The 19,924-nt window shown below is 61.7% G+C and carries 19 protein-coding genes; 3 read left to right on the forward strand and 16 right to left on the reverse strand.

Translation table 11 applies throughout. The features are described from left to right. Positions 1 to 14: 14 nt before the first annotated feature. The 3 genes from AB1E33_RS14000 to scpA all read right to left on the reverse strand — a co-directional run bounded on the left by AB1E33_RS14000 (position 15) and on the right by scpA (position 3,405). On the reverse strand, positions 15 to 518 hold the full coding sequence (locus AB1E33_RS14000; RefSeq protein ID WP_372577891.1) for a GNAT family N-acetyltransferase: 504 nt from the start codon (positions 516 to 518) through the stop codon (positions 15 to 17). After that, positions 515 to 1,123 carry a VOC family protein gene (locus AB1E33_RS14005; RefSeq protein WP_372577892.1) on the reverse strand — a complete coding sequence of 203 codons (609 nt, stop codon included), beginning with the start codon at positions 1,121 to 1,123 and terminating at the stop codon, positions 515 to 517. The genes AB1E33_RS14000 and AB1E33_RS14005 overlap by 4 nt, the downstream gene beginning before the upstream one ends. Positions 1,124 to 1,278: 155 nt before the next feature. Next, a complete protein-coding gene (gene scpA / locus AB1E33_RS14010; protein ID WP_372577893.1) occupies positions 1,279 to 3,405 on the reverse strand; it encodes a methylmalonyl-CoA mutase in 2,127 nt (708 codons plus the stop codon). A 183-nt stretch (positions 3,406 to 3,588) separates the two neighbouring features. Between scpA and AB1E33_RS14015 the strand changes: the two genes are divergently transcribed. Next, positions 3,589 to 4,035, forward strand: a complete 447-nt coding sequence (locus tag AB1E33_RS14015) for a DUF4174 domain-containing protein (protein ID WP_372577894.1) — start codon at positions 3,589 to 3,591, stop codon at positions 4,033 to 4,035. A 66-nt stretch (positions 4,036 to 4,101) separates the two neighbouring features. Here the strand turns inward: AB1E33_RS14015 and AB1E33_RS14020 are convergent, their stop codons facing one another. From AB1E33_RS14020 to AB1E33_RS14045, 6 genes are all read right to left on the reverse strand, one after another. Next, positions 4,102 to 6,147: an ATP-binding protein gene (locus tag AB1E33_RS14020; protein WP_372577895.1), complete on the reverse strand. Its 2,046-nt coding sequence runs from the start codon at positions 6,145 to 6,147 to the stop codon at positions 4,102 to 4,104. Positions 6,148 to 6,282: 135 nt separating this feature from the next. Then, entirely contained in the window at positions 6,283 to 6,486 is a 204-nt protein-coding gene (locus AB1E33_RS14025; protein ID WP_372577896.1) for a hypothetical protein, read from the reverse strand. A gap of 349 nt (positions 6,487 to 6,835) precedes the next feature. Next, the gene (locus AB1E33_RS14030) at positions 6,836 to 7,183 is read right to left on the reverse strand and encodes a hypothetical protein (RefSeq protein ID WP_372577897.1); all 348 of its coding nucleotides are present in this window, start codon (positions 7,181 to 7,183) and stop codon (positions 6,836 to 6,838) included. 69 nt (positions 7,184 to 7,252) lie between these two features. Beyond that, a complete protein-coding gene (locus tag AB1E33_RS14035; protein ID WP_372577898.1) occupies positions 7,253 to 7,390 on the reverse strand; it encodes a hypothetical protein in 138 nt (45 codons plus the stop codon). Between the two features lie 214 nt (positions 7,391 to 7,604). Beyond that, on the reverse strand, positions 7,605 to 8,042 hold the full coding sequence (locus tag AB1E33_RS14040; RefSeq protein WP_372577899.1) for a DUF6497 family protein: 438 nt from the start codon (positions 8,040 to 8,042) through the stop codon (positions 7,605 to 7,607). Between the two features lie 75 nt (positions 8,043 to 8,117). Then, positions 8,118 to 9,650, reverse strand: a complete 1,533-nt coding sequence (locus AB1E33_RS14045; RefSeq protein WP_372577900.1) for an acyl-CoA carboxylase subunit beta — start codon at positions 9,648 to 9,650, stop codon at positions 8,118 to 8,120. Between the two features lie 181 nt (positions 9,651 to 9,831). Between AB1E33_RS14045 and AB1E33_RS14050 the strand changes: the two genes are divergently transcribed. Together AB1E33_RS14050 and AB1E33_RS14055 are read left to right on the forward strand one after the other, a co-directional pair. Next, positions 9,832 to 11,046, forward strand: a complete 1,215-nt coding sequence (locus tag AB1E33_RS14050; RefSeq protein WP_372577901.1) for a multidrug effflux MFS transporter — start codon at positions 9,832 to 9,834, stop codon at positions 11,044 to 11,046. Positions 11,047 to 11,106: 60 nt separating this feature from the next. Beyond that, complete coding sequence (locus AB1E33_RS14055; RefSeq protein ID WP_372577902.1) at positions 11,107 to 12,510, forward strand: helix-turn-helix domain-containing protein; 1,404 nt, start codon at positions 11,107 to 11,109, stop codon at positions 12,508 to 12,510. 52 nt (positions 12,511 to 12,562) lie between these two features. Here the strand turns inward: AB1E33_RS14055 and AB1E33_RS14060 are convergent, their stop codons facing one another. The 7 genes from AB1E33_RS14060 to AB1E33_RS14090 form a co-directional block, all read right to left on the reverse strand. Continuing rightward, positions 12,563 to 12,802: an HP1242/YdcH family protein gene (locus tag AB1E33_RS14060; RefSeq protein WP_372577903.1), complete on the reverse strand. Its 240-nt coding sequence runs from the start codon at positions 12,800 to 12,802 to the stop codon at positions 12,563 to 12,565. A 114-nt stretch (positions 12,803 to 12,916) separates the two neighbouring features. Beyond that, on the reverse strand, positions 12,917 to 14,575 hold the full coding sequence (gene betA, locus AB1E33_RS14065) for a choline dehydrogenase (RefSeq protein WP_372577904.1): 1,659 nt from the start codon (positions 14,573 to 14,575) through the stop codon (positions 12,917 to 12,919). Positions 14,576 to 14,666: 91 nt separating this feature from the next. Beyond that, positions 14,667 to 16,124 (reverse strand): betaine-aldehyde dehydrogenase, encoded by a 1,458-nt coding sequence (betB, locus tag AB1E33_RS14070; protein WP_372577905.1) that lies wholly within the window; start codon positions 16,122 to 16,124, stop codon positions 14,667 to 14,669. Positions 16,125 to 16,156: 32 nt separating this feature from the next. Beyond that, positions 16,157 to 17,665, reverse strand: coding sequence for a choline-sulfatase (gene betC / locus AB1E33_RS14075; protein ID WP_372577906.1), 1,509 nt, complete (start codon positions 17,663 to 17,665; stop codon positions 16,157 to 16,159). Then, the gene (gene betI / locus AB1E33_RS14080) at positions 17,662 to 18,234 is read right to left on the reverse strand and encodes a choline-binding transcriptional repressor BetI (protein ID WP_372577907.1); all 573 of its coding nucleotides are present in this window, start codon (positions 18,232 to 18,234) and stop codon (positions 17,662 to 17,664) included. Before betI ends, betC begins: the two co-directional genes overlap by 4 nt. A 73-nt stretch (positions 18,235 to 18,307) precedes the next feature. Further along, positions 18,308 to 19,219, reverse strand: a complete 912-nt coding sequence (locus AB1E33_RS14085) for a DMT family transporter (protein ID WP_372577908.1) — start codon at positions 19,217 to 19,219, stop codon at positions 18,308 to 18,310. A 39-nt stretch (positions 19,220 to 19,258) separates the two neighbouring features. After that, positions 19,259 to 19,858, reverse strand: a complete 600-nt coding sequence (locus AB1E33_RS14090) for a LysE/ArgO family amino acid transporter (protein WP_372577909.1) — start codon at positions 19,856 to 19,858, stop codon at positions 19,259 to 19,261. Between the last annotated feature and the right edge of the window lie 66 nt (positions 19,859 to 19,924).

Raw genomic sequence — 19,924 nt, forward strand, 5'->3', positions numbered from 1 at the left:
GAATTGTGACACTGTCAGGTAAGGGTTTCTGCGTCAGCAGCAAGAATTTTCTGCATCAGCACCAGATCGAGCCATTGATCCCACTTTCTGCCCACCTGCGGCATCCGTCCCACTTCATCATACCCGAGCGCCTTGTGAAACCTCACCGCCCCCGGGTTGGCGCTGCTGATGCCAGCGATCAGCACGTGGACGCCTTCGATTGCAGCAATGGCCTCAAGCCGGGCCATCAGCGCCCGGCCAATCCCTTGCCCATGCGCGTCGGGGGCCAGCAATATCGAGTGCTCCATGCTGTGGCGATAGCCGGGACCGTAGCGAAACGGCTTGTAAGTGGCATAGCCCAGCACCTTGCCACCCGCCTCCGCCACCAGATACGGATACGCGTTCTGTCTGATCTGATCCGCCACATTCTCGGGGCTGCGTGTTTCGATTGTGAAAGTGATCAGCGATCCGCACACCATGTCGTTGATTAGCGCGGTGATCGCCGGCGCATCACCCTCCTCTGCCTCCCTGATCCTCATTCCAGAACCCGCCGCCCCGATCGCGTGTCGAACTCGGCGCACATGCCGATGGCACCGGCTTCCACCGAAATCCGCTGATCCGAAAGGACCCGCCCAAGTGCGGCGCGCAGATCCTCTGCCTGCGGATGTCTGAGTGTCAGGTGCAGCAACGCACAGCCGGTTGGAGCGAAACTGTCGCTTGGCACCCGGCCAAACCATTGCAGGACCGACGGAAACATCCCGTCAAATGGCAGGATACCATCCACCGGCACGGTCATCTGCCAGCGCAGCTCATCGCGTTCAAGTGCCACGATCCGCTGCGAGGGCGCGGGCAACAGCGCCAGTTCACCCGCCAGATCCTGCGAGCGAAGGATCCAATTCGCCAGCCGCGCAGGGCCGGTGAACCGGTCCAGATCCATCCAGCGCGGTCGCTCCTGCGGCGTCACCCCCGGCTCGATGGCGATCGCTTCCAGATAGAGACCGTCCGCGAGTCCCAAAAGCCGGTTATGACTGCCGTATTTGGCATGTTGTCCGCCTGGACCAAGAGGCACGCCCAACGCCGCCTCGACATGCTCCACCGCCTCTTCCAGAGTTGTACCCACAACAGCCAGATGATCCAAACGCATGACAGGTCCTCCTGCGCCGCAGGCTACAGCGCGGAACGCCCTGCGCAACGCAAAAAAAAGGGGCGCCGATCCGCCCCTTCATCTGGCTGAAAATATCATCGGGAGGGAACTGCGCGTCCCGCGCGATGGGGGGCAGGCAGCCCCCCTGCCCGACCTCAGTTTCGCGCTTCGGCGATCAGTTTCAGGATATCCTGCGCCGCCTCGGGAATGTTGGTGCCCGGCCCGAAGATCGCCTTGACCCCGTGATCATAGAGGAACTGGTAATCCTGCTGCGGGATCACCCCGCCGCAAATTACGATGATATCCTCGGCACCCGCCGTCTTCAGCGCCTCGACCAATTGCGGCGCCAGTGTCTTGTGACCGGCGGCCTGCGACGAAATGCCGACCACATGGACGTCATTGTCCACCGCGTCCTGGGCTGCCTCATCGGGCGTCTGGAACAGCGGACCGACATCCACGTCGAACCCGATATCGGCAAAGGCGGTGGCGATCACCTTGGCACCCCGGTCATGGCCGTCCTGGCCCATTTTGACCACCAGCATGCGCGGGCGACGGCCTTCGGCCTCCGCGAAATCCTCGATGGATTTCTGGATCGCGGCAAAGCCCTCGTCGCCCTCATAAGCCGCGCCGTATACACCGGCGAGCGTCTTCACCTCGGCGCGGTGACGGCCGAATTCCTTTTCCATCGCCATGCTGATCTCTCCCACGGATGCACGGGCCCGCGCGGCTTCGACCGCCGCGGCAAGCAGATTTCCACCCTCCCGCGCCACGCGGGTCAATTCGTCAAGTGCCGCCACGCAGGCGGCATCGGCGCGCGTGGTCCGGATGCGTTCCAGCCGCGCGATCTGCGCGTCGCGGACCGCCATGTTGTCGACATCGAGAATGTCGATCGGGTCTTCCTTTTCCTTGCGGTATTTGTTGACCCCGACGATCACCTCTTCGCCCCGGTCGATCATCGCCTGACGTCGCGCGGCGCTCTCCTCGATCCGCAGCTTGGGCATGCCAGAGGCGACGGCCTTGGTCATGCCACCCATTTCCTCGACCTCTTCCATCAGGGCCCAGGCCTTTTCGATCAACTCATTGGTCAGGCTTTCGACGTAGTAAGAGCCCGCGAGCGGATCGACCACGTCCGTGACGCCGGTCTCCTCCTGAAGCACCAACTGCGTGTTGCGCGCGATCCGCGCCGAGAAATCGGTGGGCAAGGCAATCGCCTCGTCCAGCGCATTGGTGTGCAAGCTTTGCGTGCCACCCAGAACCGCGCTCATCGCCTCATAGGCGGTGCGGATCACGTTGTTGTAGGGGTCCTGTTCCTGCAGCGACACGCCGGAGGTCTGGCAATGGGTGCGCAGCATCTTGGAGCGTTCGGATTTCGCGCCGAACTCGGTCATCACCCGATGCCAGAGCGTGCGCGCGGCGCGCAGTTTGGCAACCTCCATAAAGAAATTCATGCCGATGGCAAAGAAGAACGAAAGCCGCCCGGCGAACTTGTCCACATCCATGCCTGCCTGCGTGGCGGCACGGACATATTCGCGCCCGTCGGCCAGCGTATAGGCCAGCTCCTGCACCAGGTTCGCCCCGGCCTCCTGCATGTGATAGCCCGAGATAGAGATCGAGTTGAATTTCGGCATCTCGTTCGAGGTGTATTCGATGATGTCCGATATGATCCGCATCGACGGTTCGGGCGGGTAGATGTAAGTGTTGCGCACCATGAACTCTTTCAGAATGTCGTTCTGAATGGTGCCCGCCAGCAGCGATTTGTCATGGCCTTGCTCTTCGCCCGCAACGATGAAGCTGGCCAGAACCGGGATCACCGCGCCATTCATCGTCATCGAAACCGAGACCTTGTCCAGCGGAATGCCATCGAAGAGGATCTTCATGTCCTCGACGCTGTCGATGGCCACACCAGCTTTGCCCACATCGCCAACGACGCGGGCATGGTCGCTGTCATAGCCTCGGTGCGTGGCCAGATCGAAGGCCACCGACACACCCTGCTGACCGGCGGCCAGGTTGCGGCGATAGAACGCATTTGATTCCTCGGCCGTCGAGAAACCTGCATACTGCCGGATCGTCCAGGGGCGACCGGCATACATGGTGGCCTTCACGCCGCGGGTGAACGGCCCAATGCCGGGCAGGTTGCCCATGTGGTCAAGCTCTGCGGTGTCGTCGGCGGTATAGAGCGGTTTGACCTCTATCCCCTCCAGCGTTTCGCGGTTCAGATCTTCCAGCGGGCGGCCGCGCAGTTCCTTTTCGGCCAGCGCCCGCCAATCAGCGGTCGTCGTCATCTCGGGGTCCTCTCGTCTTGTCGGAGAATGGCAAAGCGGGCTTTGCCGGATATATCTTGAGCTGTTGCGCGCATCGCAGGAGGGGCAGAGGGTCCTGCGAGAGGCAAGATTTTGGGGGACGGGTGCAATTCGGCGGTCGCATTCCGCGTCCGCGCCTCTATATTCAATCCAAAGGGAGAGGGTATGAAACGCACGCTGGCGCTTGTTTTCGCAACACTAATTCCCTTCGCGGTCACCGCGACGGACGGCACCGAGCCGGAAGAGGCCGGGTTGGTCCGCGCAGCGGAGGACAGCGATCTGAGCGAATTTCTTTGGACGAACCGCCCCATTGTTGTCTTTGCCGACACGCCTGCCGACCCTCGGTACCAGCAGCAGGTCGACATGCTGACCAGCGGCGAAGGGATGCTGACGGACCGCGATGTGGTGGTCCTGACCGATACCGACCCGGCCAACCTGTCGGCGTTGCGCAAGAAGCTGCGCCCGCGCGGGTTCCAACTGGTCATCATCGGCAAGGATGGCGGCGTGCGCCTGCGCAAACCCTTTCCGTGGAGCGTGCGCGAAATCAGCCGATCCATCGACAACATGCCGCTGCGCCAGCGCGAGCTGCGCGAGCAGCGCGGGCTCAACTGACCTCGCTGTCGATCTGATTTCACACTCACTACGGTCACTGTGCCGCCTTTCCCATAAGGTCCCGGATCACTCGAACTCGATGATCACGTCGTCCACGGCCAGGCTGTCGCCGGGGCCTGCGTTGATCTTGGCCACCACGCCCTTCTTCTCGGCGCGCAAGATGTTTTCCATCTTCATCGCCTCGACGGTACAGAGCGCCTGCCCCTCCTGCACTTCCTGACCAAGCTCGACATCGACCTTCACGATCAGGCCCGGCATCGGACAAAGCAGCATTTTCGAGGTGTCGGGCGGCAGTTTTTCAGGCATCAGCTGCGCCAGTTCCGCCTGACGCGGTGTGCGCACATGCACTTTCAGGTCCGCGCCCCGGTTGCGAATGCGGAACCCTCCCGAGACCTTGCCAACCTTCAGCACCAGCGGTTCGCCATCCACATCCAGCACCGCCAGTTGGTCGCCCGGCGTCCAATCCGAGGCGACGCGGTATTGGCCACCATCCGAGAACGTGACCGTCGAGCCGTCGCGGTCAGCGGCTATGACCACATCAAACCGCTGGCCCTGCAGGCTCACCGCCCAGTCCGTGCCGATCTTGCGTTCGTGGTTGTCCATCCGGCCCGACACGCGGGTACGACGAATCTCGGCCACGCGATGCATGGCGGCACAGGATGCTGTAATCCGGCGCAGGTCGCCTTCGGGCAGCTTGACGCCTTCGAATCCGTCGGGATATTCCTCGGCGATGAAGGCCGTGGTCATGTCGCCCGAGACGAATTTCGGGTGGTCCATCACTGCGCTCAGAAACGGCAGGTTGTGCCCGATGCCCTCGACCTCGAAACTGTCCAGCGCGACGCGCATCGCCTCGATCGCGGCCTCGCGGGTCGGAGCCCAGGTGCAGAGCTTGGCGATCATCGGGTCATAATACATGCTGATCTCGCCGCCCTCGTAGACACCGGTATCGTTGCGCACGGCAGCCTCGCCCTCGGGCGCGTCACCCTGCCATTTGTCATTGACCAGCAGCGGGCCGGATGCGGTTTCCTGCGGCGGGCGATAACGGACCAGACGACCGATCGACGGCAGGAAGTTGCGATAGGGGTCTTCGGCATAAAGCCGGTTCTCGATGGCCCAGCCGGTCAGCGTGACATCGTCCTGAGTGATGCTCAGCGCCTCGCCATTGGCGACGCGGATCATCTGTTCCACCAGATCGACACCGGTGATCAGTTCGGTCACCGGGTGTTCCACCTGCAGGCGGGTGTTCATTTCCAGGAAGTAGAAATTCTTGTCGCCATCAACAATGAATTCCACCGTACCGGCGCTGGCATAGCCCACCGCCTTGGCAAGCGCCACGGCCTGTTCACCCATCGCCTTGCGGGTCGCCTCGTCCAGGAACGGGCTGGGTGCCTCTTCCACGACTTTCTGGTTCCGGCGCTGGATCGAGCATTCGCGCTCGCCTAGATAGATGCCATTGCCATGGGTGTCGCAGAGCACCTGGATTTCAATATGGCGCGGCTGGGTGACGAATTTCTCGATGAAGATACGGTCATCCCCGAACGAGCTTGCGGCCTCGTTCTTGGACGACTGGAAGCCCTCGCGCGCCTCGTCGTCATTCCACGCGATCCGCATGCCCTTGCCACCGCCACCTGCGGAGGCCTTGATCATCACCGGATAGCCGACCTCGTTGGAGATCTTGACGGCCTCCTCGGCATCCTCGATCAACCCCATGTAACCGGGCACGGTCGAAACATTGGCCTCCTGCGCGATCTTTTTTGAGGTGATCTTGTCACCCATGCTTTCAATGGCACCAACCGGCGGGCCGACAAAGGCGACGCCCTCGGCCTCGAGCGCTTCGGCGAATTTCGAGTTTTCTGACAGGAAGCCATAGCCCGGATGCACCGCCTGCGCACCGGAGGCCCGTACCGCCTCCATCACCTTGTCGATCACGATATAAGACTGGTTGGCGGGTGGCGGGCCGATATGCACCGCTTCATCGGCCATTTTCACATGCAGCGCCTGCTTGTCGGCATCGGAATAGATGGCAACGGTCGCGATGCCCATCTTGCGGGCGGTCTTGATGACCCGGCAGGCGATCTCGCCCCGGTTGGCGATCAGGATCTTGTTGAACATGGGCAGTCCTTTGTCTTGTAATTCCGCAGACGCAAAACGCCGCCCCCGTCCTGTCGGACCGGAGCGGCGATTCGCATGAGTTCAGACGGCCCGCTTGCGGGCCGCGTTTTCAGTGAGGTCAGGCCAGCAGCGCGATCAGCACTTGCCGGGGTTTTCCTCGCAATAGATGACGTTGGCGGCGGCGCCGACGGCCGCACCGGCGACAACGTTGGTGTCGAGAATAGCCGAGCCCGCAGCCCCCGCCGCACCGCCGTATAACACCCGTTCCGTGGTGTTGTCGCCGCAGGCCGACAGACCTGCACAGGCCGCCAAGGCCAACACAATCTTGTTCGAATACATCCTGCTCTTCCTTCTTTTTTGTAGGATTTATGGGCGCAGTCATGCAGCCGCATCGCGGTCACGAGCAAGTCAATTCGGGTTGATAGAGATGCCTGCGCAAATCCCCGCCGACCCGTGCGCGCTGCGCCGGGCGAAAAAAAGGCGGGCAGATTGAAGGGGGGAACATCAATCTGCCCGCACAGAGAAGGGGTACGGAATAGATGGTTTGCAGGTGACGCAGGCAATGCGTAGCCACCCACAGTTGAGACGTTGCCCGACAGTTCGCCACAAACCAAGCGCTGCAAGCCGCAAGGCTCACTTTGAGCCACTTTCTGCCGATTTGCGCTCATCACCTGCGGGTTCATGCCGATCAATCCCCGAAAACGTCAGGAAAAGAGGCCCGAGCGACCCTGATGTCGATGACAAGCAGCGCCTCGTAACTTGCGGGATCAAAAGGGTCTTCTGCGGGAATCACTTCGCGCCCGAACAACCAGTTCAGTCGCCCGGCATCCAGATTGCCACGCTCGAATGGTTCATCACCGAATTGCTCCCAAAGTACGGTCATGAAGCCCGCATCAGCGCGTTTATCCGCCGGTCTGCGGTCGCGATAGCGGTCGCGCGCAACCAGAGGCGTCACGCCCTTGGGATTTGGTCTGCGGATGGTGAATTGGAAATCGGTGCCGGGAAGACGACCGGGAAAACCGCGATGTTTCAGCATGGCGACGCCCCCCGGACAGGGTGCCATGGATGGGTCGGGGCCAGCGCGATGGCCGGCCCCGGACCGCTATTACTTGTATTTGCCCGTGAAGACCGGCTCGGTCGAGACCGGCTCGACCACGACGATTTCTTCTTCCTGCTGGCCGGCACATGCGGCGACGGTGCCGACAAAGGCAACCATGGTAACAAATTTGATGCACTTCGACATCTGCTTCTCCTGATTAAAAACGCAGCCTCTGCAGAGGATTGGATCCCTGCCCACGTCATCTTTTGATTGCGACCCGCCAGATCGCGGATCGTGGCGACAATAGGCGAGCCGCCCGGAAATGCCCATGTGCAAAACCGCACAGGCTTCCTATCTTGGGGCAGGACGACACGCTGCCCGCCATTGAGGCGATAAAACACAACATCTTGTGGGTGCATTAGTATTCCTCCCATATGCAGCGCGCGTCTTCCAGCCGATAGGTCTCGAAATACTGGGTTGCCTTTGGGTCAGACTGTCCGAATTCCACCGAGCGGTCCGACAGCGAAATCACGATGCGGGCGGGGTCGAGATCATGCTTGCCGACATAGGGAACCACCAGCTTGTTGCACAGGAATTCCATGTCATGGATAGCGGCCTCATAACCCACCTGCGTGGTGGTCTCGCCAATTGTAGGCGCCATGAAACGGAACCGCAGCCAAAGCGCGCCGGGGTTGGTGTCAAGCAGCACATCCAGCAATTCGACCGGTTGCCCCGAGGGCACCGGGATCCGCGCATCCGCCAGTGCCGACCCCGCCATCAGGCAGAGCGCCAGAGCAGCGCGCGACTGCCCGGTCCGTGCGCCAAGCGAGGTTCGATTTTTGACCATGCGGTTCATGTACCGGTGTGTTCCTACGGTTGAAACGGATCTGCAGGCCACTGCGTTGCACCACGGCGGCCCGCCCCAGATTGCTTAAAGCGGAATGTTGTCGTGTTTCTTCCAATGCGTCCGGCTTTTCTTGCCGCGCAACGAGGCAAAGGCACGCGCCACCCGCTTGCGGGTTGATTGCGGCATGATCACCTCGTCGATGAAGCCGCGTTCCGCCGCAACGAAGGGATTGGCAAAGCGGTCTTCGTAATCAGTGGTATGCTGGGCGATCTTATCGGGATCGTTCAGGTCGGCACGGTGGATGATCTCGGTGGCGCCCTTGGCCCCCATCACCGCCACTTCGGAGGACGGCCAGGCATAGTTGAAATCGCCGCGCAAATGCTTGGACGACATAACAACATATGCTCCGCCATAGGCCTTGCGGGTGATCAAAGTGACTTTCGGCACTGTCGCCTCGCCATACGCAAAAAGCAGCTTCGCACCGTGTTTGATCACACCGCCATATTCCTGCGTGGTGCCGGGCAGGAAGCCGGGCACGTCCACCAGGGTCAGGATCGGAATCTCGAAACAGTCGCAGAATCGTACGAACCGTGCCGCCTTTCGGCTGCTGTCAATGTCCAGACACCCGGCCAGAACCATCGGCTGATTGGCCACCACGCCGACGGTCTGCCCTTCCATGCGAATGAACCCGGTAATGATGTTCCTGGCAAAGTCTTCCTGAAGCTCATAGAAATCACCCTCGTCCGCAATCTTGGTGATCAGCTCCTTCATGTCATACGGCGTGTTGGGGTTTTCCGGCACCAGCGTGTCCAGCGAGGTCTCGACCCGGCCCGGCTCATCGAAGAAGGGGCGCACGGGTGGCTTTTCGCGGTTGTTGAGCGGCAGAAAATCCACCAGGCGACGCACTTCGGCCAGCGCCTCGACATCGTTCTCAAACGCGGCATCCGCAACTGAGGACTTCTTGGTGTGGGTCGACGCCCCGCCCAATTCCTCGGCCGAGACCACCTCGTTGGTGACGGTTTTGACCACGTCGGGGCCGGTCACGAACATGTAAGAGCTGTCTTTGACCATGAAGATGAAGTCGGTCATCGCGGGTGAATAGACCGCGCCACCCGCGCAAGGCCCCATAATGACGCTGATCTGCGGCACCACGCCCGAGGCTTCGATATTGCGCTGGAACACCTCACCATAGCCGCCTAGCGAATCAACGCCCTCCTGAATCCGCGCACCGCCGGAATCGTTTATCCCGATCACAGGGGCGCCATTGGCCACAGCCATGTCCATGATCTTGCAGATCTTCATTGCATGCGTGGCCGAAACCGATCCGCCCAGCACGGTGAAGTCCTGGCTGAACACATAGACCTGACGGCCATTGATCGTGCCCCAGCCAACCACAACGCCATCGCCCGCAGGCTTTTGCTTTTCCATTCCGAAATCGGTGCAGCGGTGGCTGACGAACATGTCGAACTCTTCGAAACTGTCCTCATCCAGAAGCAGTTCGACCCGCTCGCGCGCGGTCAGCTTGCCGCGTCCGTGCTGGGCGTCGATCCGCTTTTGGCCGCCGCCCAGACGCGCCGCGTCCCGGCGACTTTCAAGCTCGGAGAGAATATCTTTCATGACCGGTGTCCCTTTCAAAATCGGGCGGACCATATAGGTGTTAACGACGCGACCAAAGAGCTATTCGGCAAATTTGCAAAGTTTTTGAAGTCATGATGATGCGAAATGCAAAACTGCTAACTAACACCTTTACGACCATCCGTTATAGACAGCTGCTCAGCCTGCGCATACATCCGATAAAATGACCCAGCTTCAGAATGAGACTTCGGCACAGCGTAGCCCGCCCAGAATCGGGACACTGATCCTGCTGACGGGTCTGTCGGCATTGGGGATGAACATCTTTCTGCCCAGCCTGCCGAACATGACGCTGCATTTCGAAACCGAGTACCGGTTGATGCAGCTGTCCGTCGCGCTGTATCTGGCGGTCAACGCGTTAATGCAGATCGTGATCGGCCCGATCGCCGACAAGGCCGGACGGCGGCCCGTCATCCTGTGGGGGCTTGCGCTGTTCCTGCTGGCCACGCTCGCCTGCATCTATGCACCCAGCGCCGAGGCGTTTCTGGTCGCCCGCATGTGTCAAGCCGTAGTGGTGGTGGCCATGGTGCTGTCACGCGCTGCAGTACGGGACATGTATGATCAGGACCAAGCGGCTTCGATGATCGGCTATGTCACCATGGGCATGGCCGTGGTGCCGATGATCGGCCCCGCCATCGGCGGGTTTCTGGACGAAATATTCGGCTGGCACGCCAATTTCTGGCTGCTTTTCATCCTCGGCGCGTTCACGCTTGCGCTCACCTATGTTGATTTCGGCGAGACCGCCCTGAAAAGCGGCAAGACCCTGATCGCGCAGTTCCGCGAATATCCCGAGTTGCTGACCTCGCCCCGATTCTGGGGCTATTCGCTGGCCTCGGGGATGAGTTCGGGGGCCTTCTTTGCATATCTGGGCGGAGCGCCGTTTGTCGGGACCGAGATCTATGGCATGTCGCCTTCGGTCATGGGGATTTACTTTGGCGCCCCGGCGCTGGGCTATTTTCTGGGGAATTTCCTGTCGGGGCGCTATTCCATGCGTTTTGGCGTGAACCGGATGGTGCTCTGGGGCTGCATCCTGAATGCGGGCGGCGTCGGGTTGTCACTGGCTCTAACCGTGTCGGGGCTGGCCTCGGCGCTGACATTTTTTGGTTTCATGACCTTCGTGGGCCTTGGCAACGGTATGGCAATCCCCAATGCCACCGCCGGGTCGCTATCCGTGCGCCCACATCTGGCCGGGACCGCCTCGGGACTGTCAGGCGCGATCATGCTGGGGGGCGGCGCAGCGCTGAGCGCGCTGGCAGGCACTTTGCTGGGCCCCGGCAGCACCGAGTCACCGCTGCTGGGCCTGATGCTGGGCACGGCGTTACTTGCGCTGGTGTCGATCACGTTGGTCATTCGACGGGAAAGACGGCTGGCACTGGGATGACTTGCGCCGACGGGTTTGCAAACTTAACCTGACCAATAGGTAAATCTGCAAAGGCCACTCATGCCTCCCCAAAAGCTCTATGCCGGTGCCAAACTGCGCGAAATCCGCCACAGGCTGGCCCTGACCCAGAAAGAATTCGCCACCAAGCTTGGCATTTCGTTGCCCTATCTCAACCAGATGGAAAACAACAACCGCCCGGTGTCGACCACCGTGGTTCTGGCGCTGGCGCAGGAGTTCGGGCTGGACGTGACGGAGCTGAGCAGCGGCGACAGCGAACGACTGGTCTCGGACATGCGCGAAGCGCTGGCCGATCCCCTTTTTGCCGACACCATGCCACCGCCCGCCGATCTGCGGTTGACCGCCTCGAACGCGCCCGCTCTGGCCCGCGCTTTCATCGAGCTGCACCGCCACTACCGCCAGACCCATGAACGGCTGGCCTCGCTGGACGAGGCGCTGGGACGTGAAGATGCCCGCCTGCAGGCCAGCCCCTGGGAAGAAGTTCGCGATTTCTTTCACTACTGCGACAACTATATCGACGCGGTCGACCGCAGCGCCGAACGGTTCGCCGAACTGGCCAAACGCGACAATGGCAGCATCGGTGCCGCTGCAGAGGCGACGCTGGGCGCACAGGGAATCACCGTCAGAAATGTCGATACCGATACTCTGCGCAGCTACGACCCCGAGGCGCGCCAGCTCAAGCTGTCCTCGCGCGCCGCACCCGAGACCCGCCTGTTCCAACTGCTGCTGCAAGTTGCGCTGCTGACGCATGACAAGCTGCTTGAGGCTACGCTCGATTTCGCCCGGTTTCAGACCGAGGCCGCGCGCTCGATCGCCAAGATCGGGCTTGCCAACTACTTTGCAGGGGCCGCGCTGATGCCTTATGGCAGCTTTCTGGAGGCCGCGCGCAAGACGCGGCATGACCTGGAACTGCTCGGCCACCGCTTTGGCGCGTCAATCGAACAGGTGGCGCACCGGCTATCCACCCTGCAACGCCCCGGTGCCAAGGGCATTCCGTTCTTCTTCGTGCGGGTCGATCAGGCAGGTACGATCACCAAGCGCCACTCTGCCACGCGACTGCAATTCGCGCGGTTCGGCGGAGCCTGCCCGCTGTGGAATGTGCATCGTGCTTTTGAAACGCCGGGACATTTTCTGCGCCAACTGGCCGAGACACCCGATGGGGTGCGCTATATCTCGCTGGCGCGGGATGTGTCGAAACCTGGCGGGTCGTTCGGCGCACCGGTGCGCCGCTATGCCATCGCGCTGGGATGCGAGATACGCCACGCCGATGCGCTGGTCTATGCCGACAATCTCGACGTGAACAATGCCAGTGCCTATGAACCGATTGGCATTTCCTGCCGCATCTGCGAACGCGCCACCTGCCATCAACGCTCGGTTCCGCCGCTCGAACGCAGGTTGACCATCGATCCCGACACGCGTGGAACGCTGCCATACCTGGTCGATTGATACATGCCCGAAACGCTCAGGGACAGCGTGGCCGTCCCTGAACCAAAAGCAGTCAGGCCTTGGCCAGAATGCCCCAGATTTCGTCTTTCAGCGCGGCCCGTTTCTTGCGCAATTCGACCTCAGCCAGGTCTTCGATGGGCTCGACATTTGTTTCGGCGCGATGCACCGCGCGATTGACTTCATGATATTCGTCCGAGAGCCGCGCGAAATGCGCATCGCTCTGCTTGAGCTGGCTCATCAGATCCGCTTTGTCGGGGAATTCTTCGGCCAGTTCATGCGGGGTGTGGGACATATGGGTGCTCCTGAATTTGATCGTCCGCCCAAAGTAGAGCCACGCGCAGGGGCGCGGCTTTGACACGGATCAAGCTGTGCATCGCCGGGCCGGATTTCAACAGCCCGGCGCGGATCAACGCTGTTCGGCTTCCCAATCCGGATGAACCCAGGCGCGCGCGTTGGAGCGCTGCAGCGGGTTATGCCCCAGCAGGTGATCCGACACTTTCTCGCCAACCATGATCGAGGGCGCGTTCAGGTTGCCATTGGTGATCTGCGGAAAGATCGAGCTGTCGGCAACCCGCAGCCCGTCGACGCCAATCACACGCGCCTCGGGATCGACCACCGCATGCTTGTCGTCGGCCCGCCCCATGCGGCAGGTGCCGCAGGGGTGATAGGCGCTTTCTGCATGTTCGGCGATGAAGCCGTTCAACTCGTCGTCGCTCTGCAGGTCGGCACCGGGTTGGATCTCCTTGCCGGCAAAGGATTTGAACGCTTCCTGCCCAAAAATCTCGCGAGTCAGGCGCAGGCAGGCGCGAAAATCCTCCCAGTCGCGCTCGGTTGACATGTAGTTGAACCGGATCGCCGGCGCCGCACCCGGGTCCGAAGACTGCAACGTGACAGCCCCGCGCGAGGGCGACCGCATCGGTCCGACATGGGCCTGGAACCCGTGCCCCTCGGCCGCCGCCTGCCCGTCATAGCGCACGGCCATCGGCAGGAAGTGATACTGGATATCCGGATAAGGAATACCACTGCGCGACCGAATGAACGCAGCGCTCTCGAATTGATTCGAGGCCCCCAACCCGGTCTTCGTGAACAGCCACTGCGCCCCGATCACCGCCTTGCTGATAAGGTTCCAGTGGCGGTAGAGCGTGATCGGCTGCAGCGAGGCAATCTGGAAATAGATCTCCAGATGGTCCTGCAGGTTGGCACCGACGCCGGGTCGGTCCGCGACCACGTCGAGCCCATGTTCGGCCAGATGCCCCGCCGGGCCAATACCCGACAGCATCAACAGCTTGGGCGAGTTGATCGACGAAGCCGCCAGCACCACCTCGCGCCGCGCCCGGATCACCTGCGTGCTGCTGCCGCGCTTGATCTCGACACCCACTGCGCGACCATTCTCGATGACCACCCGCTGCGCCAGCCCGTTGACCAGATCACAATTAGGCCGTTTCAGCGCGGGCCGCAGATAGGCATTCGCCGCCGACCAGCGCCGTCCGCGCCAGACGGTCTGTTCCATAGGGCCGAAGCCTTCCTGCTTTTCGCCGTTGTAATCGCCGGTGGTCTCATACCCGGCCTGCTTTCCGGCCTCGACAAACGCATGGTAGAGCGGATTGCGGCGCGGGCCGCGGCTGACATGCAGCGGGCCATCACTGCCCCGCCATTCGCTGTCACCGCCATGACCGCCATCATGCCAATGTTCCATCCGCTTGTAATAAGGCAGGACATCCGCATAGGCCCAGCCTTCGGCCCCCATCTCGGACCAAGTATCAAAATCCATCGCATGGCCGCGCACGTAAACCATGCCGTTGATCGAGGACGACCCGCCGATCACCTTGCCACGCGGCACCACCAGCCGCCGGTTATTCAGATTCGGCTCCGGCTCGGAATTGTAGCCCCAGTCATAGCGCGACATGTTCATCGGATAGCTCAGCGCGGCGGGCATCTGGATGAACGGGCCGATATCGGTGCCGCCATGTTCGATCACCAGCACCGAGGATCCCGCCTCGCTCAGCCGGTAGGCCATCGCGCAGCCTGCGCTGCCCGCGCCGACGATCACAAAATCCGCTTCCATTTCCACCTCTGCCCGGCAAGCTCCGGTGCGTTACATCTGTCATTGTCAGAAAAAGAGCGCGCGGTAGCGCTCAATTCGGAAACAGCCCCGCTCAGTACGGAGCCTCCATATTGCCCATGCGCACATAGACGGATTTCAACTGGCTATAATGCTCAATCGCGGCCTTGGCGTTCTCGCGTCCCACACCCGACAGTTTCGAGCCGCCAAACGGCACCTCGACCGGCGCGTCATTGTAGGAGTTGATGAAACATGTCCCGGCTTCGAACCCGGCTACTACACGATGCGCGCGGGCCAGGTCGCAGGTGAAGACACCCGCCGAAAGGCCGAACTCGGTTGCGTTGGCGCGCGCTAGGGCCTCTTCTTCAGTGTCGAAATCGAGCACCGCCATCACCGGCCCGAAGATCTCTTCGCGGGCGATGGTCATGTCGTCACTCACATCGGCAAAGACTGTGGGCTGCAGAAAGAACCCCTCACGCTCCACGCGCGCGCCGCCCGTGACCAGCCGTGCGCCCTCTTCGACGCCTTTGGCGATATAGGAGTGCACGATCTCCATCTGCCGCTGGCTGACCATGGGGCCAAAGCTGGTGGCCGGGTCCAGCGGATCGCCAATCACCGCCTGCCCCAGCCGCTCGGTCAGACGCGCAAGAAACGCCTCCTTGATACCTTTCTGCACAAAGACCCGCGTGCCGTTGGAACAGACCTGACCCGAGGAATAGAAATTGCCCAGAATCGCGCCGCTGACGGCGTTATCCAGATCGGCATCGTCGAAAATCAGCAGCGGCGACTTGCCGCCCAGCTCCATCGTCACATGCTTGATCTCGGCCGCCGCAGCGGCATAGACCTTGCGGCCCGTCGGCACCGACCCGGTGAGCGAGACCTTGTCCACGCGCGGGTCACAGACCAAGGCACCGCCGACCTCACCCATGCCCTGAATGACGTTGTAAAGCCCGGCGGGCAGCCCTGCCTCATGAAGGATCTCGGCCACTTTCAACGCGCAGAGCGGCGTGGTTTCCGAGGGCTTGAAGATCATCGCATTGCCGCAAGCCAAGGCGGGTGCACCTTTCCAGCAGGTAATCTGGGTCGGATAGTTCCACGCCCCGATCCCCACGCACAGCCCCAGCGCCTCGCGCCGCGTATAGGCCCAATCCTCGCCCAGCTGAATATGCTCACCGGTCAGCGTCGCGGCAAGACCGCCAAAATACTCCAGCGCGTCGGCCCCGCTGGTGGCATCAGCGACCGAGGTCTCCTGATAAGGTTTGCCGGTGTCATAGGTCTCCAGCACGCTCAAGTCATGATTGCGTTCGCGCATCATGTCCGCCGCCCGGCGTAGAATGCGGCCGCGGTCGGTCCCCGAGAGTGCAGACCAGGCGCCCTGCGCCGCGCGGGCCGAGGTGATGGCCTGCTCGACAATTGCGGGCGTCGCCGCATGCACCGAGGCGATCACCGCCCCGGTGGCGGGATACATCACCTCGATCGGCGTTCCACCGGTGTCTTCGACATAAGCGCCATTGATGAAATGGCTGGCAGTGGGTTGGGTTGGGTAGCTCATTGTGTCTCGTCGTTCGAAAAGGGGCCGCAGGGTCATTCGCCGCGCGGAAAGCGCTGGCTTTCCTCGACGATGTTCAGATCCATGTGGTTGCGCATGTAACGTTCCGAGGCGCGTTGCAGCGGCTGATAGTCCCACGGGTAGTAGCCGCCCTTCCGCAACGCCTCGTAGACAACCCAGCGGCGGGCCTGGCTGGCGCGCACATCGGCGTCATATGCGTCAAGGTCCCAGCGCGCGTCAGCTTGGGCGCGAAAGGTTTGCAGTGTGTCCTGATGACCCGGGTCCCCGGCCAGGTTGGTCAGTTCATGCGGGTCGGACTGCAGATCATAAAGCTGATCGGGGTCCAGTGCGCATCGATTGTATTTCCACCTGTCCTGCCGCAACGAAACCAACGGCGCGTAAGAGGCCTCGGCGGCGTATTCGATCGCCACCGGCGCGCTGCGTTCAGTTCCGTTTGCCAGCGGCACCAGGTCCTCGCCATCGGTCCAAGGTGCGATTTCGGCCATATCCACACCCGCCAGCGCGCCCAGCGTGGGCGTCACATCGATGGTCGAAACCGGCGTGTCGATCCGCCCGACAGGCATGTCAGGCGCCGAGATCATCAGCGGTACGCGGGCAGAGCCCTCGTAGAAGGTCATCTTGAACCACAGACCCCGCTCGCCCAGCATGTCGCCATGGTCCGAGACGAAGAGGATGATCGCCTCTTGCCGCGTCGACTCCAGGACGTGCAAGATCTCGCCGATCTTGTCGTCCAGATAGGAGATGTTGGCGAAATACGCCTGCCGTGACTTGCGGATATCCTCGTCGGTGATGTCGAAGCTGCGCCAGTCATTGGCGTCAAAGATGCGCTGCGAATGCGGGTCCTGATTGTCGTAGCCCAGATCAGCGACCTCCGGCTGCAGATGATCGCAATCCTCATAAAGATCCCAGTATTTCCGCCGCGCCACGTAAGGGTCGTGCGGGTGAGTAAAGCTGACTGTCAGGCACCAGGGGCGGTCATCTTTGCCGCGCGCCAGATCATAGAGCTTGGCGGTGGCGTTGTATGCGACCTCGTCATCATATTCCATCTGGTTCGAGATCTCGGCCACGCCCGCGCCGGTCACCGAGCCCATGTTGTGATACCACCAGTCGATCCGTTCGCCCGGCTTGCGGTAATCCGGCGTCCAGCCGAAATCAGCGGGGTAGATGTCGGTGGTCAGTCGGTCCTCGAATCCGTGCATCTGGTCGGGGCCGACAAAGTGCATTTTGCCGCTAAGGCAGGTGTAATACCCCGCCCGGCGCAGGTGATGCGCATAGGTCGGGATATCGCTGCAGAACTCAGCCGCATTGTCATAGACGCCTGTGCGTGAGGGCAACTGCCCGGACATGAAGGCCGCCCGCCCGGGCGCACAGAGCGGCGAGCCTGTATAGGCGTTGGCAAACCGGGTCGAGCGCGCCGCCAGCCGTTTCAGGTTCGGCGCGTGCAGCCAGTCTGCGGGGCCATCGGGAAAAAGGGTTCCGTTAAGCTGATCTACCATCAGTATCAGAATGTTGGGCTGAGTCATGAACGTCTCCCTGTTAGTGTTTCAAGAATTGTGGTTGCCTGTCGCACGGCCAGTTCCGGCCGTTCCGGAGCGCCCAGCGCCGCCCGGATGTAAAGCCCGTCGATAAGCGCGATCAGCGTTTCGGCGACATCGGTGGGATCGTCGACCCGACCTTTCAGCGCATGCACCAGATTGGAGCGGATACGGGCCTGATAGATCTGCCAGAGGCGCAGCGCATCGTCATTGGTCTGGGCCATGACATAGAAGGTCATCCATGCCGCGATCACATCGGCCGTAAAACACGAAGGTGCGAAACAGGCGCGGATCACAGCCCTAGCGCGATCCTGGGGCGCAGCCGCTTTTAGCTCGGCCCGCGCCTCGGCCCCGAAATCCGCCAGAATGCGGCGCATCGCCGCCAGGAATATCTGGTCCTTGCCGCCGAAATAGTGATGCGCCAGCGCGCTGGACATGCCGGCCCGCTTGGCGATCTGACTGACGGTCACATCAAGCGAGCGCGACTGGCCGAGCTCGGCAATGGTCGCCCGCACGATCGCCTCGCGTCGAATCGGTTCCATTCCCAGTTTCGGCATGCTCACTCCCTTTCCGTCAGGTTAGGGAAAACAGCTAGGACGATTTTATTGACCCGTCAATCAATAACCCGCGCTACGGCTTCGGCGCAATATTGACCGGGGTGATCTGGCGGCGCTGCAGCGCCGCCTCGCGCCACGAGATGAAGCTGACCGATGCCAGGATCAGCGTCCCGCCCGCAACCACCCACGGGTCCACGCCCTCGTCGAATGCCAACGCGCCCAGAGCGACTGACCAGACCAGTTGCAGGAAGGTGGCAGGTTGAGTCACCGCAACCGGGGCGGCCTGAAGCGCGCGGGTCATACAATAATGCCCGGCGGTCGCCAGGGCGGCGATCAGAAAGACAAAGCCTAGATCCGACGGGCTGAACGGCTGCCAGACCGCTGCGGCAAAGGGTGCCAGAAACAGCGTCACCCAAAGTGACATCTGGGCCAGAACCAGCGCCGGGCGCACCTCGTCCACGGTGACCTTGGCCAGCAGATAGGACCCGCCCAGCATCAGCGTCGTGCCCAGCATCGCCAGATGGCCCGGCGACACGTCGCGAAAGCCGGGACGCAGGATGATCAGCGCCCCGAACAGCGCAAAGACAATCGCAGTGATCCGGCGGGCGGCCAGTGTCTCGCCCAGCAGGAACACTGCCCCCAGCGTGACATAGATCGGGGTCAGGTAGTTCATCGCCGTCACCTCGGCCAGGGGGATCTGCGTCATCGCAAAGAACCACAGCATCACCGCGACCGAATGCAGCGCGCCCCTGATGCCGAACAGCGACCACTGGCGCGGGGTGAGCCGCGTGGTGATCAGCGGGCGGATCACCGGAATGACAAAGACCAACCCCAGCAGATAGCGCAGAAAAGCCAGCTGGATCGGGTGCATGGTGCCGCCGATCACCTTGACCAGAGCGGTCATCAGCACAAAACACAGACCCGCCGCAAGCATCCAGAGGATACCGGCAAGCGGGCGCTGCTGTGGGGAATCGGGCGTCGACATGAGGCCGTTCAATACCCAATTGTGCGGCGGAACAACCCTTCACATGATAATGAGTTTCGCGGCGATGGCCCACATGACCACTCCAATCAGCACATCCAGTACCTGCCAGGCACGTGGGCGGGCAAAAAGCGGCGCCAGCAGCCGCGCACCATAGCCCAGCGAATAGAAAAACACGAAGCTTGAGGTCACCGCCCCCAGCCCAAAACTCAGACGGTCCGGATATTGCGCCGAGACCGAGCCGATCAGCACCACCGTATCCAGGTAGACATGCGGATTGAGCCAGGTGAGCGCCAGCAGGGTTGCCAGGGTAGCCCCCAATCCGGCCCCCGCGCCGTTCCGGGTCTGCAGCGCTTCACCGCCCCGCCATGCGGCCTGAAAACTGCGCGCGCCATAGACGATCAGAAAGGCGGCACCTCCGTAGCGCATGAGCGGCTCGAACCATGGCACCGCCGTGGCCAGCGCCCCGAACCCGGCCACCCCCGCCGCGATCAGCAGCGCATCCGAGATGGCGCAGGTCAGGCATACCGCAAAGACATGCGTGTGCCGTAACCCCTGACGCAGCACAAACGCATTCTGCGCACCGATCGCAAGGATCAGGCTGAAGCCCAGAAAGAAGCCGGGAATGAATGATGCCACCATGTGCCCTCCGCCATGAACATGGTTTGACTAACCGGACAGGCACAAGCTATCAAATTAAAGATACTA

Source organism: Ruegeria hyattellae (assembly GCF_041537925.1).
In the GTDB taxonomy this organism is placed as follows: Bacteria; Pseudomonadota; Alphaproteobacteria; order Rhodobacterales; family Rhodobacteraceae; genus Ruegeria_C.